Consider the following 14,635-nt stretch of genomic DNA (forward strand, 5'->3'; position numbering starts at 1 on the left):
AAAACCTGCCCACGGCTGTGATTCTACAGCCTCATTGGCATTATGACGTACAGTGCTGAATCATCACTGGCATCTTCAATCAGTGCGCTACTGTTTGAGTCAGACAACGAGACCTTCACATTCTCTGAATTCAATGCATTAAACACATCGAGCAAGTAAGCCACATTGAAGCCGATTTCCAGTTCGCCGCCTTGATAATCAATATCAACGATCTCTTCGGCTTCTTCCTGTTCTGGGTTGTTCGCCGTGATCTTCAACTCACCATTGGACAAATTGAGCCTGACGCCACGAAACTTTTCATTGGAAAGGATAGCAGCGCGAGCAAACGCGTGTTTCAGGAGGTCCTTACTGGCTTCGATGATTTTGTCACCATCTTTGGGCAGTACCCTGCGATAGTCAGGGAAACGGCCGTCGACCAGCTTGCTGGTAAAAATAAAGTCGTTAGAAAACATCCGGATATGGTTGGCACCAATCTGCACTTTAATCAACTTGTCATCCGCCTCGATGAGGCGGGAAATCTCGAGCACACCCTTGCGAGGAATAATAACCTGGCGGGTCGGTAGCGTTGCGGCTTCGTAAGGCATACGGCACAGTGCCAGGCGATGACCATCTGTTGCCACGGTGCGGATAAGATTCTCTTCCGTCTCCAGTGACATGCCATTTAAATAATAACGCACATCTTGCTGCGCCATTGAAAAGTGAGTGCTGTCGATAAGGTGCTTAAGATCCGCTTGAGAAATCTCAAACTCAACCTCGCCCTCCCAATCTTCCAAATTGGGATAATCGTTAGCAGACAAGGTAGATAGCGTGTACTTACTGCGCCCAGAACGCAGTACGGCTTTGTTGCCGTCAAGGTGAAAGCTCACCTCGCTCTGATCTGCCAATCCTCTGACGATATCAAACAATTTCTTAGCCGGGACGGTGATTTCACCGTCTTCACAATCCCCTGTCAGGGTAACATTCGCGATCAGCTCTACTTCCAGATCCGTGCCGGTCAACCACAATGCGCTGTCGCTCACTTTTATCAGCACATTGGAAAGAATTGGTAATGTATGACGACGCTCAACTGCACCGGAGACCAATTGGAGTGGCTGAAGAAAGTTTTCCCTGCTAATCGTAAATTTCATCGTTTCGCTCGTGTTTTGATACTTATGAGGATAGTGTGCGAATAAGGTTCTGATAGTCTTCTTTTATATCATGACTTTCTTCCCTAAGCTGCACTATTTTTCGACACGCGTGCAGTACCGTGGTGTGGTCTCTACCGCCAAACGCATCGCCGATTTCCGGCAAACTGTGGTTGGTCAGTTCTTTGGCCAACGCCATCGCCATCTGGCGAGGCCTTGCTACACTGCGACTGCGTCGTTTGGACAGAATATCTGCAATTTTAATTTTGTAATACTCGGCCACCGTTTTCTGAATATTATCAATGGTGACAAGTTTTTCCTGCAACGCTAACAGATCACGCAATGCCTCGCGAACAAAGTCAATGGTAATGGGGCGTCCGGTAAAATTAGCGTTGGCAATGACACGGTTCAATGCACCTTCCAACTCACGCACGTTTGAGCGCAGTCGCTTGGCGATGAAAAAAGCCACTTCATCAGGTAGATGAATTTTGTTCTCCATCGCTTTACGCATCAAAATCGCCACCCGCGTTTCTAACTCGGGTGGTTCGATGGCAATTGTCAGACCCCAGCCAAAACGAGACTTCAGGCGATCTTCAACACCATCAATTTCTTTGGGGTAGCGGTCGGAAGTGAGGATAATTTGTTGATTACCTTCCAACAGGGCGTTGAAAGTATGGAAGAATTCTTCTTGAGAGCGTTCTTTATTGGCAAAAAACTGAATGTCATCGATCAAAAGCGCATCAACAGACCGATAATAACGCTTAAATTCTTCGATCGCATTGTTTTGCAATGCTTTCACCATGTCTTGCACAAAACGCTCAGAATGCATGTACACAACCGTGGCATTTTTCTTACGTGCCATGATGCCATTTCCTACGGCATGCAACAGGTGTGTTTTACCCAAACCGGTACCGCCGTAGATGAACAGCGGATTATAGGCGCCGCCAGGATTATCCGCTACCTGCGACGCAGCAGCCCGAGCGAGCTGATTCGATTTACCCTCGACGAAGTTATCGAATTTGTAATTGGTATTGATGTTACTTTTGTGCTCCACCTCAACCAGACCGGAAGTCCCGCTGCTGGCAGCAACAATCGGTTGTGGCACTACTGTCGATGGTGTCGCCGGCGTGGCAGGATCAACGTTGGCACTACCATTCACCGTTTGCACTGGCGAATGTTGTGCAGGTACTTTGTCTCCCTGCCCTACATCCAGCCGCAATGTGGGCGCATCAGCGCCGCAAAATTCGGAAAACAACTCAGTGATCTTTGCATGGTACTTGTCTCGCACCCAGTCGAGGACAAAACGGTTGGGCGCAAACAGCGTCAGAGATTGCGGGTCTTCCAACGCCTGCAACGGTCTTATCCACATACTGAACTGTTGTGTTGGCAATTCTTGTTGTAGCCTATCTAGGCACTTATTCCATAAAGACATGAAGAAAACTAGCTCCGCGCCGCGTAATAAGGGCAATTTTTGCGAAAAAGCGGCGATAATCGGTGTGCCCCGAACGGTAAAGGGGAACCTGGTTTTTTTGCGTTATTGTACCCACCTCTGAAGCGGGCTGTGAATTATCGCAGCATCCCACGGTAAAGTTCAACGTTGATCTTTCGCTTATTTATGCTTTGGACAAAAAAGACACATAAACCATTGTTTATAATAAATTTTATTATTCTTATTATTTTTTATTATTGAAATTTATTTGTTAGTAACCGTTGTTGTCGTTGGATAAAAACGTGCCGACAAAATAACCAATTAGGGCCACCCCTTTAAGTTCCTGTGGATATGTTGTGCACTTTTATTTTACTTACTAACACCTGCGGCTAAAAAGGCCATCAAATATTTACAGATCGTTGCGATCTTTGATTGACAACTGTGCAATTGATCTCTAGAATTCAGCGTCCTTTTTGAGCACCCCGGTGTTCATTAACCTTTTAACCTTATGTAGCGGGACTTGGTCATGAAAAGAACATTTCAACCCAGTAACTTAAAGCGTAAGCGTTCACACGGTTTCCGTGCCCGTATGGCGACAAAGAATGGCCGCAAGGTTCTAGCTAGTCGTCGTGCTAAAGGCCGTGCGCGCTTGTCAGCTTAATATCCAAAGTGGGCGAAAATTCGTTTTCCCGGGAGTTGAGGCTCTTAACTCCCTCCCACTTTGAATCTGTTTTTACAAACGCCACCCCGGCGGTATCTCCTACCCTCACTTTACTCGGTACAGCTAACCAACTGGAACATCCCAGACTGGGCATAACGCTGTCCAAAAAACGCGTACGCAAAGCCTGTCAACGCAACCGCATCAAACGCCTCATTCGCGAAAGTTTCCGTCATCAACAGCACCAACTACCCAGCATTGACATCATTGTGATCGGAAAGTCCAACCTTGATACACTGAGCAACGACGAAATCCGACATCAGCTAAGCAAGTTATGGAAAAAATTAGCCAAGCGCTGCGACGCCTGAGCATCGGCCTGATCCACGTCTATCAGCGTTGGATATCACCACTGCTCGGACCCCATTGCCGGTTCCATCCTACATGCTCACATTATGCTGTTGAGGCAATAAATCGGCACGGATTCGCAATTGGTGGTTGGTTAACCGTTAAACGCATATTAAAATGCCACCCTTTACATCCTGGCGGTGTCGATCCGGTTCCAGACAAAGCGTCATCAACAACCTGTTGTCACGCTCCTTCGTCTGACCATACCGCACACCAGGAACACGACAAAAACTAGACCGACACATGCCTGTAGCCCAGTCAGTTGGTCGTGATACAGCGGTACAATAAAGAGAACTCTATGGAATCCCAACGCACACTCGTGGTGATTGGCCTGTTGATGGTCAGTTTCCTGTTATGGCAACAATGGCAACTGGATTACGGCCCTAAACCCGTAGCGCCGGTAACAACCGCCCCGAATTCACAGAATTTGTCCGTCGAAGGTTCTGATTCAGCAGACATTCCCGCAACCACCGATTTAGGCTCACACGATCTTCCTTCCACTGCGGTGGCCAACAGCAGTCGCGTTGTTACTGTGAAGACAGATACACTGGATGTGTCTATTGATACCCGTGGTGGTGACGTTATTGCCGCTAACCTGGTCGACTTTCCGGTTACCCAGGGCGCTGACGATGCTTACAGCCTGCTGCGTCCGGACAATGCAACGCTGTACGTTGCCCAGAGTGGTCTGATTGGACCTGACGGCATTGATACTGCCAGCGGTCGCGCTAACTATCAGGCAGCCCAGGACAGTTATTCGATGCAAGGCGATACGTTGCGTGTGCCACTCACCTGGCAATCACAAGACATGACGGTGCAAAAGGTATTCACCTTCTATCGTGGTGAGCATTATGTTGATGTGACCTATGAAATCACCAATACCAGTGACAGCAACAAACAGGTTCAACAATTTGCCCAACTCAAGCAGACCATCAACCTGCCCGAAGGCAGTATGTTCATGCCGACTTACCGGGGTGCTGCTTATTCAACCGCGGATGAGCGCTACGAAAAGTATTCATTTGATGACATTGAGGACGAGCGTCTGAACAAATCCACTGTCGGTGGATGGGTCGGAATGCTGGAACACTACTTTGTGTCTGCCTGGATCCCCCCGCAGGAAGAAACCAATAAACTGAACAGTCGCATACTGTCTGATCAATTTGCGGTGATTGGCTACACCACCACAAGCAAAACCATTGCCCCCGGTCAGCAAGGCACGCTGAAGAGCACCTTGTACATGGGTCCCAAAGATCAAGACAAGCTGGCACAACTTGCCCGCGGTCTTGACCTGACCGTTGACTACGGATTCCTGTGGTTCATTTCACAACCGTTATTCAAATTGCTGCAATGGATCCACGAACTGGTCAACAACTGGGGTGTGGCAATCATTATCATTACCATCATCGTGAAAGGTGCCATGTACCCATTGACCAAGAAACAGTATGAGTCGATGGCTAAAATGCGTAACCTGGCGCCGAAAATGCAGCAGCTCAAAGAGCGCTATGGCGACGATCGACAGAAAATGTCTCAGGCGATGATGGAAATGTACCGTAAGGAAAAGGTTAACCCAATGGGTGGCTGCTTCCCGTTGTTGCTGCAAATGCCGATTTTCCTGGCGTTGTACTGGGTACTGCTGGAAAGTGTTGAATTGCGTCACGCAGACTTTGCATTGTGGATTACCGATCTGTCGGTTAAAGACCCGTATTTTGTATTGCCAATTCTGACCGGTGTCAGCATGTGGTTGCTGCAAAAGCTACAACCAATGACCATTCAGGATCCGATGCAACAGAAAATCATGCAATGGATGCCCGTTGCCATGAGTCTGTTCTTCTTCATATTCCCAGCCGGTCTGGTGTTGTACTGGTTGATCAGCAACGTCATTACGCTGGTACAGGCTAAAATAATATACAGCTCGATGGAAAAACGCGGACTGAAAACCAGCTAAGCATAACGCTAAACGCATAAAAGCCCGCAACAGCGGGCTTTTCACCCTAATGAACGCTCAACGATCAAAAAGGAACCGCTATGCCTTCGTTTGATATTGTGTCTGAAGTAGACATGGTTGAAGTAAAAAATGCCGTAGATAACGCCAACCGAGAATTGAGTACACGCTTTGATTTTCGCGGTGTAGAAGCCACTTTTACCCTACAGGATGATGCCGTAACCCTGGCGGCTGAGGGTGATTTTCAGATCAAACAAATGATGGATATGTTGCGCAATGCGCTGGCTAAGCGGAATGTTGATACCAACGTGATGGATCCCCAGGACAATCAGATCAGCGGCAAAAATCATCGCAAAGTGGTCAAATTCCAGCAGGGCATCGATCAAGCCACCGCCAAAAAGCTGGTAAAGCTGATTAAAGACAGCAAAATCAAAGTTCAGACCGCGATACAGGGTGAACAACTGCGGGTGACGGGTAAAAAGCGCGATGACCTTCAACAAGTCATGGCACAGGTCAAACAGGCAGATCTTGGCCAACCCTTTCAATTCAATAATTTCCGGGATTAACAATGTCCATCAGCACGCATGAAACCATTGCTGCTCAAGCCACTCCGGCAGGCCGGGGGGGCGTTGGCATTGTGCGTGTATCCGGTCCGTTAGCCGCCAGGGTGGCCAAGTCAGTACTTGGCAATTGCCCTGAACCACGGCGCGCCTATTACGGTGATTTTTTAGATGCCAACGGGCAACAGATCGATCAAGGCATCGCATTGTATTTTGCAGGCCCCCATTCTTTTACGGGCGAGGATGTCCTTGAGCTACAGGGTCACGGTGGCCCCGTTGTGATGGACATGCTGTTGAGCACAGTCACCCAGGTGAAAGGTGTCCGTCTGGCACGCCCCGGCGAATTCAGCGAACAGGCTTTTCTGAACGACAAACTCGACCTTGCCCAGGCGGAAGCGATCGCCGATTTGATTGATGCCAGCTCAGAACAGGCGGCTCGTAGCGCATTGCGCTCTCTGCAAGGTGAGTTTTCAAACCACGTGTCCAGCCTGGTCGAACAAGTGATCCATCTGCGTATGTACGTTGAAGCGGCTATCGATTTTCCTGACGAAGAAATCGACTTTCTCAGCGATGGCAAAGTCCTTAACGACCTACAGCATATCATTACGCAAGTCAGTGAGGTCCAGACGCAGGCACAGCAAGGCAGTCTGTTGCGAGAAGGCATGCAAGTGGTGATTGCCGGCAAACCCAACGCCGGCAAATCCAGTTTACTCAATGCTCTGGCCGGACGGGAAGCTGCAATCGTGACTGACATCGCGGGCACGACCCGGGATGTCCTAAAAGAACATATTCACCTGGATGGCATGCCCCTGCATGTTATTGATACAGCAGGCCTGAGAGACAGCGATGATCCAGTGGAGCAAATCGGAATTGACCGCGCCTGGAAAGAAATTAACAGCGCCGACCGAGTATTGCTGATGGTAGATTCCAGCGCCTCGGATGCCAATGACCCACAACACATCTGGCCAGAATTTGTCGACCGACTGCCGGTCGGAATGGGTATGACAGTCATACGCAATAAAGCTGACCTGTCCGGAGAAAGTATTGGCGTTGACAATCAAGGCCAGTACCCGATTTATACGGTCTCAGCCAGCACCGGGGAAGGTCTGGACAACCTGAAACAACACCTGAAAGACTGCATGGGCTTTCGTGCTGGTGGAGAGGGACAGTTTATCGCCCGACGTCGTCACCTCGATGCCATTCAACGGGCAGCCGAACACCTTGACAATGGTCAGCGGCAATTGTTGGATCATCAGGCTGGCGAGTTATTGGCGGAAGAATTGCGGCTTTGCCAACAACACCTGAATGAAATCACCGGTGAATTCAGTTCCGATGATCTGCTTGGGCGTATTTTTTCCTCATTTTGTATCGGCAAATAGGAGCCAATGTGGCACATATCGAAATCATTGTCGGCAGTGTATTGGGCGCGAGTGAATATGTTGCAGATGCTCTGAGTGAGGTTTTGCAGCAGCACGGACATCACTGCAACATTCACCTGACACCGGATATGCCAACGCTACGCAGAGATGCAATCTGGCTGGTTTGCAGCTCTACCCATGGTGCAGGTGATTTGCCGGACAACATACAACCTTGGTTCGAGCAACTCAAATCAACCGATTTGACCGCTCAACCGGTCATGCTTATCGGCTTGGGTGACAGCAGTTACGACACCTACTGTCATGGGGCGATAAAAATTGAACAGGCGTTACGGGACGCAGGTGCAGAAATGCTCCATGCTCCCTTGCACATTGATGTACTGAACCACCCCATTCCTGAAGACGTAGCTGTGAAATGGCTCAGCCACCAGCTGGACAAACTGGGGTGAGTGATGACCGGTGACGAACGCGAGGCATTGCAACAGCCTATTTCAAACGCTGCAAGAACCTTGTATCTGTTGGGGTTACGTCCGGACCACGATCCCAGCAGTGGATACTCGGCTCCGATCCACTATAAAACGCTGCTTACTCTGGTCAATGATGCCCATTTTCAGGTTAAGTTGGGCCGTGACATTAATGAATTGTTGGGTGAATTGATCACTGCAGGACTGGTTGCTCTGAATGAAAGTCAGTCGCTGGAACAAAGCCTTAACGGTCAACAGGTCATGCTGCCATTGGCGCAATCACCAAAGGATGCATTCCAGCAAACCCACGGCAACTGGCATGCGATGCACCGGGAGTGGCAACCTGAAGACAGCGTATTTGAGGACCTTGCCACTCTTGTTGGACTCATCGATAAGGCGTACAGTGAGCATGAATTGGGTGAGTTTATTGCCTACTGGCTGGGTCGCCCACAAATGCAGTTCAGTCCGTTCCAATGGACCCAGAAATTTGTCTTTCAATTGCGCCAGAAGCGCCTCGCGTATGGCGCACCGAGACAACAAGTCGGGTTGCAAACCGTCACCACCCAAGCTGGCATTGAAGTGGATGACAATGCCCGACAGTTAATGGAAAAGTACCGTAAAAAAGAGAACTAAGCCGTGGACAGTATCAAGGCACGAATAGACGCATTGGCCAAATCACTGGGCAAAAAAGTGATCAGTGATAGTTACACTGACTACCACACATTGCGCAAAGATTACGAAACACAAGCCAATCAAGACGTGGCAAAGCTACAACAGGAATCCAAACGCCAACGTATTGAACAACTGCACGGACGCTCAGAGCTGAATCCGAAGTGGACCTTTGCCAATCTGGTCGAAGACAGCGAGGATGTGGTTGAGGCCGTTAGTATCGCCCATTCCTTTATCGCAGCCCATGATGATCCTTCCTGGCGACAATCCGGTTCACACATGATGATTTTTTACGGCGATTACGGGCGCGGTAAATCACACATTGCCGGCGCGATTGCCCACCAGTTGATCGATCAGTATGAAATTACTGTCCTGTACCGCCAGTTATCAACATTGCTGGAAATGCGTTTCTTCTCGTATGACTACAGTGCACAGGACAACATTGGCGAAAAATTCCGTGAAATGCAGCAGGAGCTGCAAGACGTCGATTTGCTCATCCTCGACGAAGTGTGCGTCAACGAAACCATACTGAAAAAGAATGCCCAAAGCTGGTTGGGCAATTTGCTGCGACAACGATTGGTTAACAATAAGAATTGTATTCTGATCACCAACCACAATCTGGCTGAATTGGAACAAGCATTGGGCGCCTATTGCTTTGAATCGATCAAAGAATATGACACCTATAAGGTGCGGTTCAGTGGACCCAGTCGACGCAAAGCCGTTGTACCCAGTGCGCCGGAACCAACCCGGGTAGCCGGCTACAAACCCAATCAGGTGCGCTAATCCCTATCACCGTGCATTCATGACGATGATGCAATCTATTGAAAGGTTCAATTGTAACTTCGGGAATGCTGTTTCTACTATTAGTCACAGCATTCACTACTGGAGCCTTGCATGTCGTCTATTCCAAGAGACCCCGCAAATGACTACACCGAAGCGTCAGCCCAGCGCAGACGTCTTTTTATCCAGCAACAAACCGGTCAGTCTCTTCAGCATGTCGGGCACTACTCACAACCCATAGAAGAATTGCCCGGCAATGTCGAAAACTTTACTGGCGTTGCGCAAATTCCGATTGGCTTTGCAGGCCCATTAACCCTCCATGGTGAACACGCCAGTGGTCAGTTCTATGTCCCTATGGCCACCTCTGAGGGCACGTTGGTGGCCAGCTACAGTCGCGGTATGCGACTGACCCGCGAAGCAGGGGGCATTACCACGACAGTGCTGGATGATGCAATGCAACGGGCACCGGTGTTTCGCTTTGCCGATGCGCGCAAAGCCCAGGCGTTTGGGCGCTGGGTTGAAACACACTTTGAGGACATCAAACGGGCCGCAGAATCAACAACCTCAGTGGGAAAACTGCGCAATATCGAGCAATACGCGGTCGCCAAACTGCGTTGGTTACGGTTTAATTTTAGCACTGGCGATGCTGCTGGTCAGAACATGGTCACCAAAGCCACCCGGGAAGCCTGTCAATGGATACTGTCTAACAATATTGATGGTCTGGAACATTTTGCCCTGGCTGCCAACCTGGACACGGACAAAAAACATTCACATCTGAACACGCTGCACAGCCGTGGCAAACGGGTGGTGGCGGAAGCAACAATTCCGGCCGAGATGCTCAAACATACCCTGCATATCAGTCCACAGGCGTTGTTTGAACAACGCCAGTATTCCAACATGGGTGCAATCGTTTCCGGTGCGGTCAGCAATGGTGCGCACTTTGCCAACGGTATTACCGCATTGTTTATCGCCTGCGGTCAGGACGTTGCCAATGTCGCAGAATCGGCCTCCGGCTTCACCTACAGTGAAATAAAACCCAATGGTGACTACTACTTCTCTGTCACCATTCCTTCGTTAATCGTTGCTACCTACGGCGGAGGAACAGGTCTGGCTACCGCACGAGAATGCCTGGGCGCGCTTGATTGCTACGGTCAGGGCAAGGCACTCAAGTTTGCCGAAATCGTCGCAGCAACGGTGTTGTGCGGAGAATTGTCGCTGGCTGCCGCGATCGTGGCAGATGAATGGGTATCGAGTCACGACCACTATGGTCGCAATCGCCCCTGAGGTAAGTCATTTAAACCTTCGTTGGATCGAATGCGACTTAACGGTAATTACACCTGAAAGGAATACGATCCAATGAACACACAATCGGTAAAAAAACCGCTGCTTTGTGCAGCCGCACTGCTCTTCAGCTCCACCTGCCTGGTTGCTCATGCCGATCAGCAATATACCTTCGATGTCGCCCAGGGGGGCACATTGCACTTAAAAACAGATGTTGGTGCATTGGATGTCGACACCCATGGGGATGACAGCGTCGAGATAGAGGTTCTGATAGAGGGCAAAGATGCTGATGATTTTGCCGTTGATGCCAAACAACAAGGCAACGATGTTTGGATTCGAGGCGAAGTCACCCATGGTCACCGTTGGCGTCAACAGCTAAAAGTACGCTATACGTTGCGCGTACCACACCATTACGACCTTGATCTGAAAACCGCAGGTGGCGGCATCGATATTGCTGATTTACGCGGCAATATCCAGGCTCACACATCCGGTGGCAGTATCTCGATAGGCAGTGTCCAGGGGAACGTCAATGTGCACACCTCAGGTGGCTCCATACGCACTGACAAAGTGGATGGGCAAATTGATGCACACACGTCCGGAGGCAGCATCACGGTAACCTTCGCCAGCCAACCAACACAAGATGCCGAATTGCATACCTCCGGCGGCTCGATCACAGCGTACTTACCTAGCGATGTGCAACTGGATGTTAATGCCACTACCAGTGGTGGTCGCGTACGCAGTGATTTTGATGTTGATGGTCGGGTGAAGAAGCAAGCCATCCGCGGCACTATCAATGGCGGTGGACCTCGCCTTAAATTGCACACCAGCGGTGGCAGCGTATCGCTGAAAGAACACTGATCCGACGATCAGATCCGGCGGATCGGGGATCACAACTTTTCCACAGGTAGATCACCTGATCCGCACATTTGTGCATAAAACTATGTATAAGCCTTTAAAAGGCTCTGTTTATTCACTTAATAAGATCACGTCAAAAAACGACTGTGGATAAAACAGCGATCTGATCCCAGCTTATACCCGAACGATCACTCGTTATCCACACCCTAGATCCTTCTTTAACTAATTGATTTATATTAATAAAAAGCAGATACACACAGATCTTGTCGGCCTTAATAATAGATCTAATAAACAAAAGATCTAAAAAGATCATAAAGATTAGGATCGGGATCTTCTTGACGATCCTAGTTCTTCCCTCCATTCATCATTACCGTTAATGTCCCATACCAGCGAGTGTTTTAAGGATTTCCTTTGTACTAAAATACGGCTAGAATATGCGCCCTTTTTTTCGCCGATCGAGAGATCAAGCGATGTAACGATCTGATCAGCGATCCCTGTTCAGATCGAACAAGGGTCTTAATGGTTGATTCGTGAGGTACGGCAATGTTTTATTCTGAAAAATTTGACGTAATCGTTGTGGGTGGAGGGCATGCCGGTACAGAAGCTGCTCTTGCCGCTGCGCGTATGGGTGCGTCTACATTGCTGCTGACACACAACATTGAAACCCTGGGCCAAATGTCATGTAACCCAGCCATCGGTGGTATTGGTAAAGGTCATTTGGTAAAAGAGATCGATGCCCTGGGTGGTGCAATGGCGACTGCCATCGATAAAGGTGGTATTCAATTTCGCACATTGAATTCGAGTAAAGGCCCGGCTGTGCGTGCTACCCGGGCGCAAGCTGACAGAACCCTGTATAAAAATGCGATTCGGGCAACCCTGGAAAATCAACCTAACCTGACATTGTTTCAACAGTCTTGTGACGATCTGATCGTCGAAAACGATCGCGTTGTCGGGGTTGTTACACAAATGGGGCTTAAATTCGCCGCTAACGCCGTTGTACTGACTGTAGGTACGTTTCTAGGGGGAACCATCCACATTGGGTTGGAAAACTTCCGTGGTGGCCGTGCAGGCGATCCTCCGTCAATAGCCTTAGCTGAACGTTTACGAGCGCTGCCATTCAGGGTCGACCGATTAAAAACCGGTACGCCGGCAAGATTGGATGCCAGAACACTGGATTACAGTGTCATGCAGGAACAACCCGGCGATACACCAACACCCGTATTCTCCTTCATGGGCAGCGTTGAGCAGCACCCTCGCCAGATCCCTTGTTACATCACCCATACCAACAGTAATACCCATGACATCATTCGGTCTGGATTAGATCGCTCACCCATGTACACCGGGGTGATTGAAGGCATTGGTCCACGCTATTGTCCTTCGATTGAAGACAAAATCATGCGTTTTGCTGACAAAGATACCCATCAGATCTTTGTTGAACCCGAAGGGCTTAACAGCATTGAAGTGTATCCAAACGGTATTTCCACCAGTTTGCCGTTTGACGTTCAATTGGCGATGATCCGTTCGATCAAAGGGTTTGAACAAGCCCACATCATTCGTCCTGGCTACGCCATTGAATATGACTTTTTTGATCCGCGGGATCTGAAACAAACTCTGGAAACCAAGTTTATCGACGGACTGTTTTTTGCCGGCCAGATCAATGGCACAACGGGTTATGAAGAAGCTGGCGCTCAGGGACTTCTGGCCGGTGCCAATGCCGCATTGCAGGTCGCTGAAAAAGAGCCATTTATTTTGCGTCGTGATGAAGCGTATGCCGGCGTATTGGTTGATGATCTGTCCACCATGGGAACCAAAGAACCGTATCGTATGTTCACCAGCCGTGCTGAATACCGGTTGTTATTGCGCGAAGATAACGCGGATGTTCGCCTGACCCCGAAAGGACGTGAGATCGGTTTGGTCGACGATCAGCGCTGGGCGGCGTTCAATGCAAAAATGGACGCCATTGAACTGGAAAAACAGCGGCTGCAGAGCACCTGGATCCATCCACGACATGAAGCGGTGGAAACCCTTAACAATGTTTTGAAAAATCCGGTAACCCGGGAACACAGTCTCGAAGATCTGATCCGTCGACCTGAGATGACCTATGCGCAGTTGATGGCCCTTGAGGCCTTTGGCCCCGGTATTGACGATCCTCGCGCCGCTGAACAGGTAGAGATCCAAATCAAATATGCCGGTTACATCGAACGGCAAAAAGACGAAATTGCCAAAACACAGCGGCATGAAAACACGTTGTTGCCGATGGATTTCGATTACAGCAGCATTTCCGGACTGTCCAATGAAGTGATTGCCAAGCTGACAGATGCACGACCTGAGACAATCGGCAAAGCCTCGCGTATCTCCGGCATTACACCTGCAGCCATTTCATTGTTGTTGGTACACCTCAAAAAACAGGGTTTGCTGCGCAAAGCTGACAAGGTATCTGCCTGATGGAAGCACTCAAGGCCAGCCTGCGCGCACAGTTGTGTGAAGCGTTGCAAGGCATGATGGCACTGGATGTCAGTGAGCAACAACAGCACTTGCTGGTGGACTACATTCTGCTTATGCACAAATGGAATAAGGCGTATAACCTGACATCGGTGCGCGATCCACAGGACATGCTGATCAAGCACATTTTGGATTCCATTGTGGTGTCGCCCCATTTACACGGCAGCCGTTTCATCGATGTTGGAACGGGCCCCGGCTTACCGGGGATCCCACTGGCAATTCTCAACCCGGACAAACACTTCGTTTTGCTCGACAGTCTGGGTAAACGGGTACGTTTTATGAAGCAAGTTGGGTTTGAATTGGGGTTGCATAACATTACCCCGGTGCAAAGCCGTGTCGAGGACTATCATCCGGAAATTCCATTCGACGCTGTACTCAGTCGTGCGTTTGCGTCGCTAAAAGATATGTTGCACTGGTGTGCGCATCTGGTAGATTCTCAGGGAACGTTCATGGCGTTGAAAGGTCAGTTTCCGACGCAGGAAGTTGAGACCTTGCCTGAACCGTTTGTTCTGCACGATACCATCGAATTGCAGGTACCGCGTCTCGAAGGGCAACGGCATCTGCTAGTATTGGGCAAAACCAGTCATCGTTAA

At 49.5% G+C, this 14,635-nt stretch carries 15 protein-coding genes; 13 read left to right on the plus strand and 2 right to left on the minus strand.

All coding sequences use genetic code 11. The features are described from left to right. Positions 1-23: 23 nt before the first annotated feature. Both dnaN and dnaA read right to left on the minus strand, forming a co-directional pair. Positions 24-1,127: a DNA polymerase III subunit beta gene (gene dnaN / locus LJ739_RS11755; protein ID WP_229160747.1), complete on the minus strand. Its 1,104-nt coding sequence runs from the start codon at positions 1,125-1,127 to the stop codon at positions 24-26. A gap of 22 nt (positions 1,128-1,149) precedes the next feature. Further along, the gene (dnaA, locus tag LJ739_RS11760) at positions 1,150-2,556 is read right to left on the minus strand and encodes a chromosomal replication initiator protein DnaA (RefSeq protein WP_229160748.1); all 1,407 of its coding nucleotides are present in this window, start codon (positions 2,554-2,556) and stop codon (positions 1,150-1,152) included. A gap of 523 nt (positions 2,557-3,079) precedes the next feature. On the opposite strand from dnaA, the gene rpmH reads away from it, so the two are divergent. From rpmH to rsmG, 13 genes are all read left to right on the plus strand, one after another. After that, positions 3,080-3,214: a 50S ribosomal protein L34 gene (gene rpmH, locus LJ739_RS11765; protein WP_082633349.1), complete on the plus strand. Its 135-nt coding sequence runs from the start codon at positions 3,080-3,082 to the stop codon at positions 3,212-3,214. A gap of 8 nt (positions 3,215-3,222) precedes the next feature. Continuing rightward, complete coding sequence (gene rnpA / locus LJ739_RS11770; protein ID WP_229160750.1) at positions 3,223-3,579, plus strand: ribonuclease P protein component; 357 nt, start codon at positions 3,223-3,225, stop codon at positions 3,577-3,579. After that, positions 3,546-3,851, plus strand: a complete 306-nt coding sequence (yidD, locus tag LJ739_RS11775; RefSeq protein ID WP_229160752.1) for a membrane protein insertion efficiency factor YidD — start codon at positions 3,546-3,548, stop codon at positions 3,849-3,851. The genes rnpA and yidD overlap by 34 nt, the downstream gene beginning before the upstream one ends. Positions 3,852-3,914: 63 nt before the next feature. After that, the gene (gene yidC / locus LJ739_RS11780; protein WP_229160754.1) at positions 3,915-5,558 is read left to right on the plus strand and encodes a membrane protein insertase YidC; all 1,644 of its coding nucleotides are present in this window, start codon (positions 3,915-3,917) and stop codon (positions 5,556-5,558) included. Positions 5,559-5,638: 80 nt separating this feature from the next. Next, positions 5,639-6,121: a YajQ family cyclic di-GMP-binding protein gene (locus tag LJ739_RS11785; protein WP_229160756.1), complete on the plus strand. Its 483-nt coding sequence runs from the start codon at positions 5,639-5,641 to the stop codon at positions 6,119-6,121. 2 nt (positions 6,122-6,123) lie between these two features. After that, positions 6,124-7,494: a tRNA uridine-5-carboxymethylaminomethyl(34) synthesis GTPase MnmE gene (gene mnmE / locus LJ739_RS11790; RefSeq protein WP_229160758.1), complete on the plus strand. Its 1,371-nt coding sequence runs from the start codon at positions 6,124-6,126 to the stop codon at positions 7,492-7,494. 8 nt (positions 7,495-7,502) lie between these two features. Continuing rightward, entirely contained in the window at positions 7,503-7,940 is a 438-nt protein-coding gene (gene mioC, locus LJ739_RS11795; RefSeq protein WP_229160760.1) for an FMN-binding protein MioC, read from the plus strand. A gap of 3 nt (positions 7,941-7,943) precedes the next feature. Beyond that, positions 7,944-8,588: a DnaT-like ssDNA-binding domain-containing protein gene (locus LJ739_RS11800; RefSeq protein ID WP_229160762.1), complete on the plus strand. Its 645-nt coding sequence runs from the start codon at positions 7,944-7,946 to the stop codon at positions 8,586-8,588. Positions 8,589-8,591: 3 nt separating this feature from the next. After that, on the plus strand, positions 8,592-9,407 hold the full coding sequence (locus LJ739_RS11805; protein WP_229160765.1) for an ATP-binding protein: 816 nt from the start codon (positions 8,592-8,594) through the stop codon (positions 9,405-9,407). Between the two features lie 111 nt (positions 9,408-9,518). Further along, positions 9,519-10,688 carry a hydroxymethylglutaryl-CoA reductase gene (locus tag LJ739_RS11810; RefSeq protein ID WP_229160767.1) on the plus strand — a complete coding sequence of 390 codons (1,170 nt, stop codon included), beginning with the start codon at positions 9,519-9,521 and terminating at the stop codon, positions 10,686-10,688. A gap of 72 nt (positions 10,689-10,760) precedes the next feature. Next, a complete protein-coding gene (locus LJ739_RS11815; RefSeq protein ID WP_229160769.1) occupies positions 10,761-11,543 on the plus strand; it encodes a DUF4097 family beta strand repeat-containing protein in 783 nt (260 codons plus the stop codon). Between the two features lie 540 nt (positions 11,544-12,083). Further along, positions 12,084-13,985: a tRNA uridine-5-carboxymethylaminomethyl(34) synthesis enzyme MnmG gene (gene mnmG, locus LJ739_RS11820; protein WP_229160771.1), complete on the plus strand. Its 1,902-nt coding sequence runs from the start codon at positions 12,084-12,086 to the stop codon at positions 13,983-13,985. Next, on the plus strand, positions 13,985-14,635 hold the full coding sequence (gene rsmG, locus LJ739_RS11825) for a 16S rRNA (guanine(527)-N(7))-methyltransferase RsmG (RefSeq protein ID WP_407646780.1): 651 nt from the start codon (positions 13,985-13,987) through the stop codon (positions 14,633-14,635). The genes mnmG and rsmG overlap by 1 nt, the downstream gene beginning before the upstream one ends.

The organism is Fluctibacter halophilus (assembly GCF_020687825.1).
Lineage (GTDB): Bacteria > Pseudomonadota > Gammaproteobacteria > Enterobacterales > Alteromonadaceae > Fluctibacter > Fluctibacter halophilus.

Bases quoted from the DNA above. Each gene is read 5' to 3' on its own strand.
- LJ739_RS11785 (WP_229160756.1), top strand. From the start codon at position 5,639: ATGCCTTCGTTTGATATTGTGTCTGAAGTAGACATGGTTGAAGTAAAA.
- LJ739_RS11815 (WP_229160769.1), top strand. From the start codon at position 10,761: ATGAACACACAATCGGTAAAAAAACCGCTGCTTTGTGCAGCCGCACTG.
- mnmG (WP_229160771.1), top strand. From the start codon at position 12,084: ATGTTTTATTCTGAAAAATTTGACGTAATCGTTGTGGGTGGAGGGCAT.
- LJ739_RS11810 (WP_229160767.1), top strand. From the start codon at position 9,519: ATGTCGTCTATTCCAAGAGACCCCGCAAATGACTACACCGAAGCGTCA.
- yidC (WP_229160754.1), top strand. From the start codon at position 3,915: ATGGAATCCCAACGCACACTCGTGGTGATTGGCCTGTTGATGGTCAGT.
- LJ739_RS11800 (WP_229160762.1), top strand. From the start codon at position 7,944: ATGACCGGTGACGAACGCGAGGCATTGCAACAGCCTATTTCAAACGCT.
- rpmH (WP_082633349.1), top strand. From the start codon at position 3,080: ATGAAAAGAACATTTCAACCCAGTAACTTAAAGCGTAAGCGTTCACAC.
- rsmG (WP_407646780.1), top strand. From the start codon at position 13,985: ATGGAAGCACTCAAGGCCAGCCTGCGCGCACAGTTGTGTGAAGCGTTG.
- dnaN (WP_229160747.1), bottom strand. From the start codon at position 1,127: ATGAAATTTACGATTAGCAGGGAAAACTTTCTTCAGCCACTCCAATTG.
- mnmE (WP_229160758.1), top strand. From the start codon at position 6,124: ATGTCCATCAGCACGCATGAAACCATTGCTGCTCAAGCCACTCCGGCA.
- dnaA (WP_229160748.1), bottom strand. From the start codon at position 2,556: ATGTCTTTATGGAATAAGTGCCTAGATAGGCTACAACAAGAATTGCCA.
- yidD (WP_229160752.1), top strand. From the start codon at position 3,546: ATGGAAAAAATTAGCCAAGCGCTGCGACGCCTGAGCATCGGCCTGATC.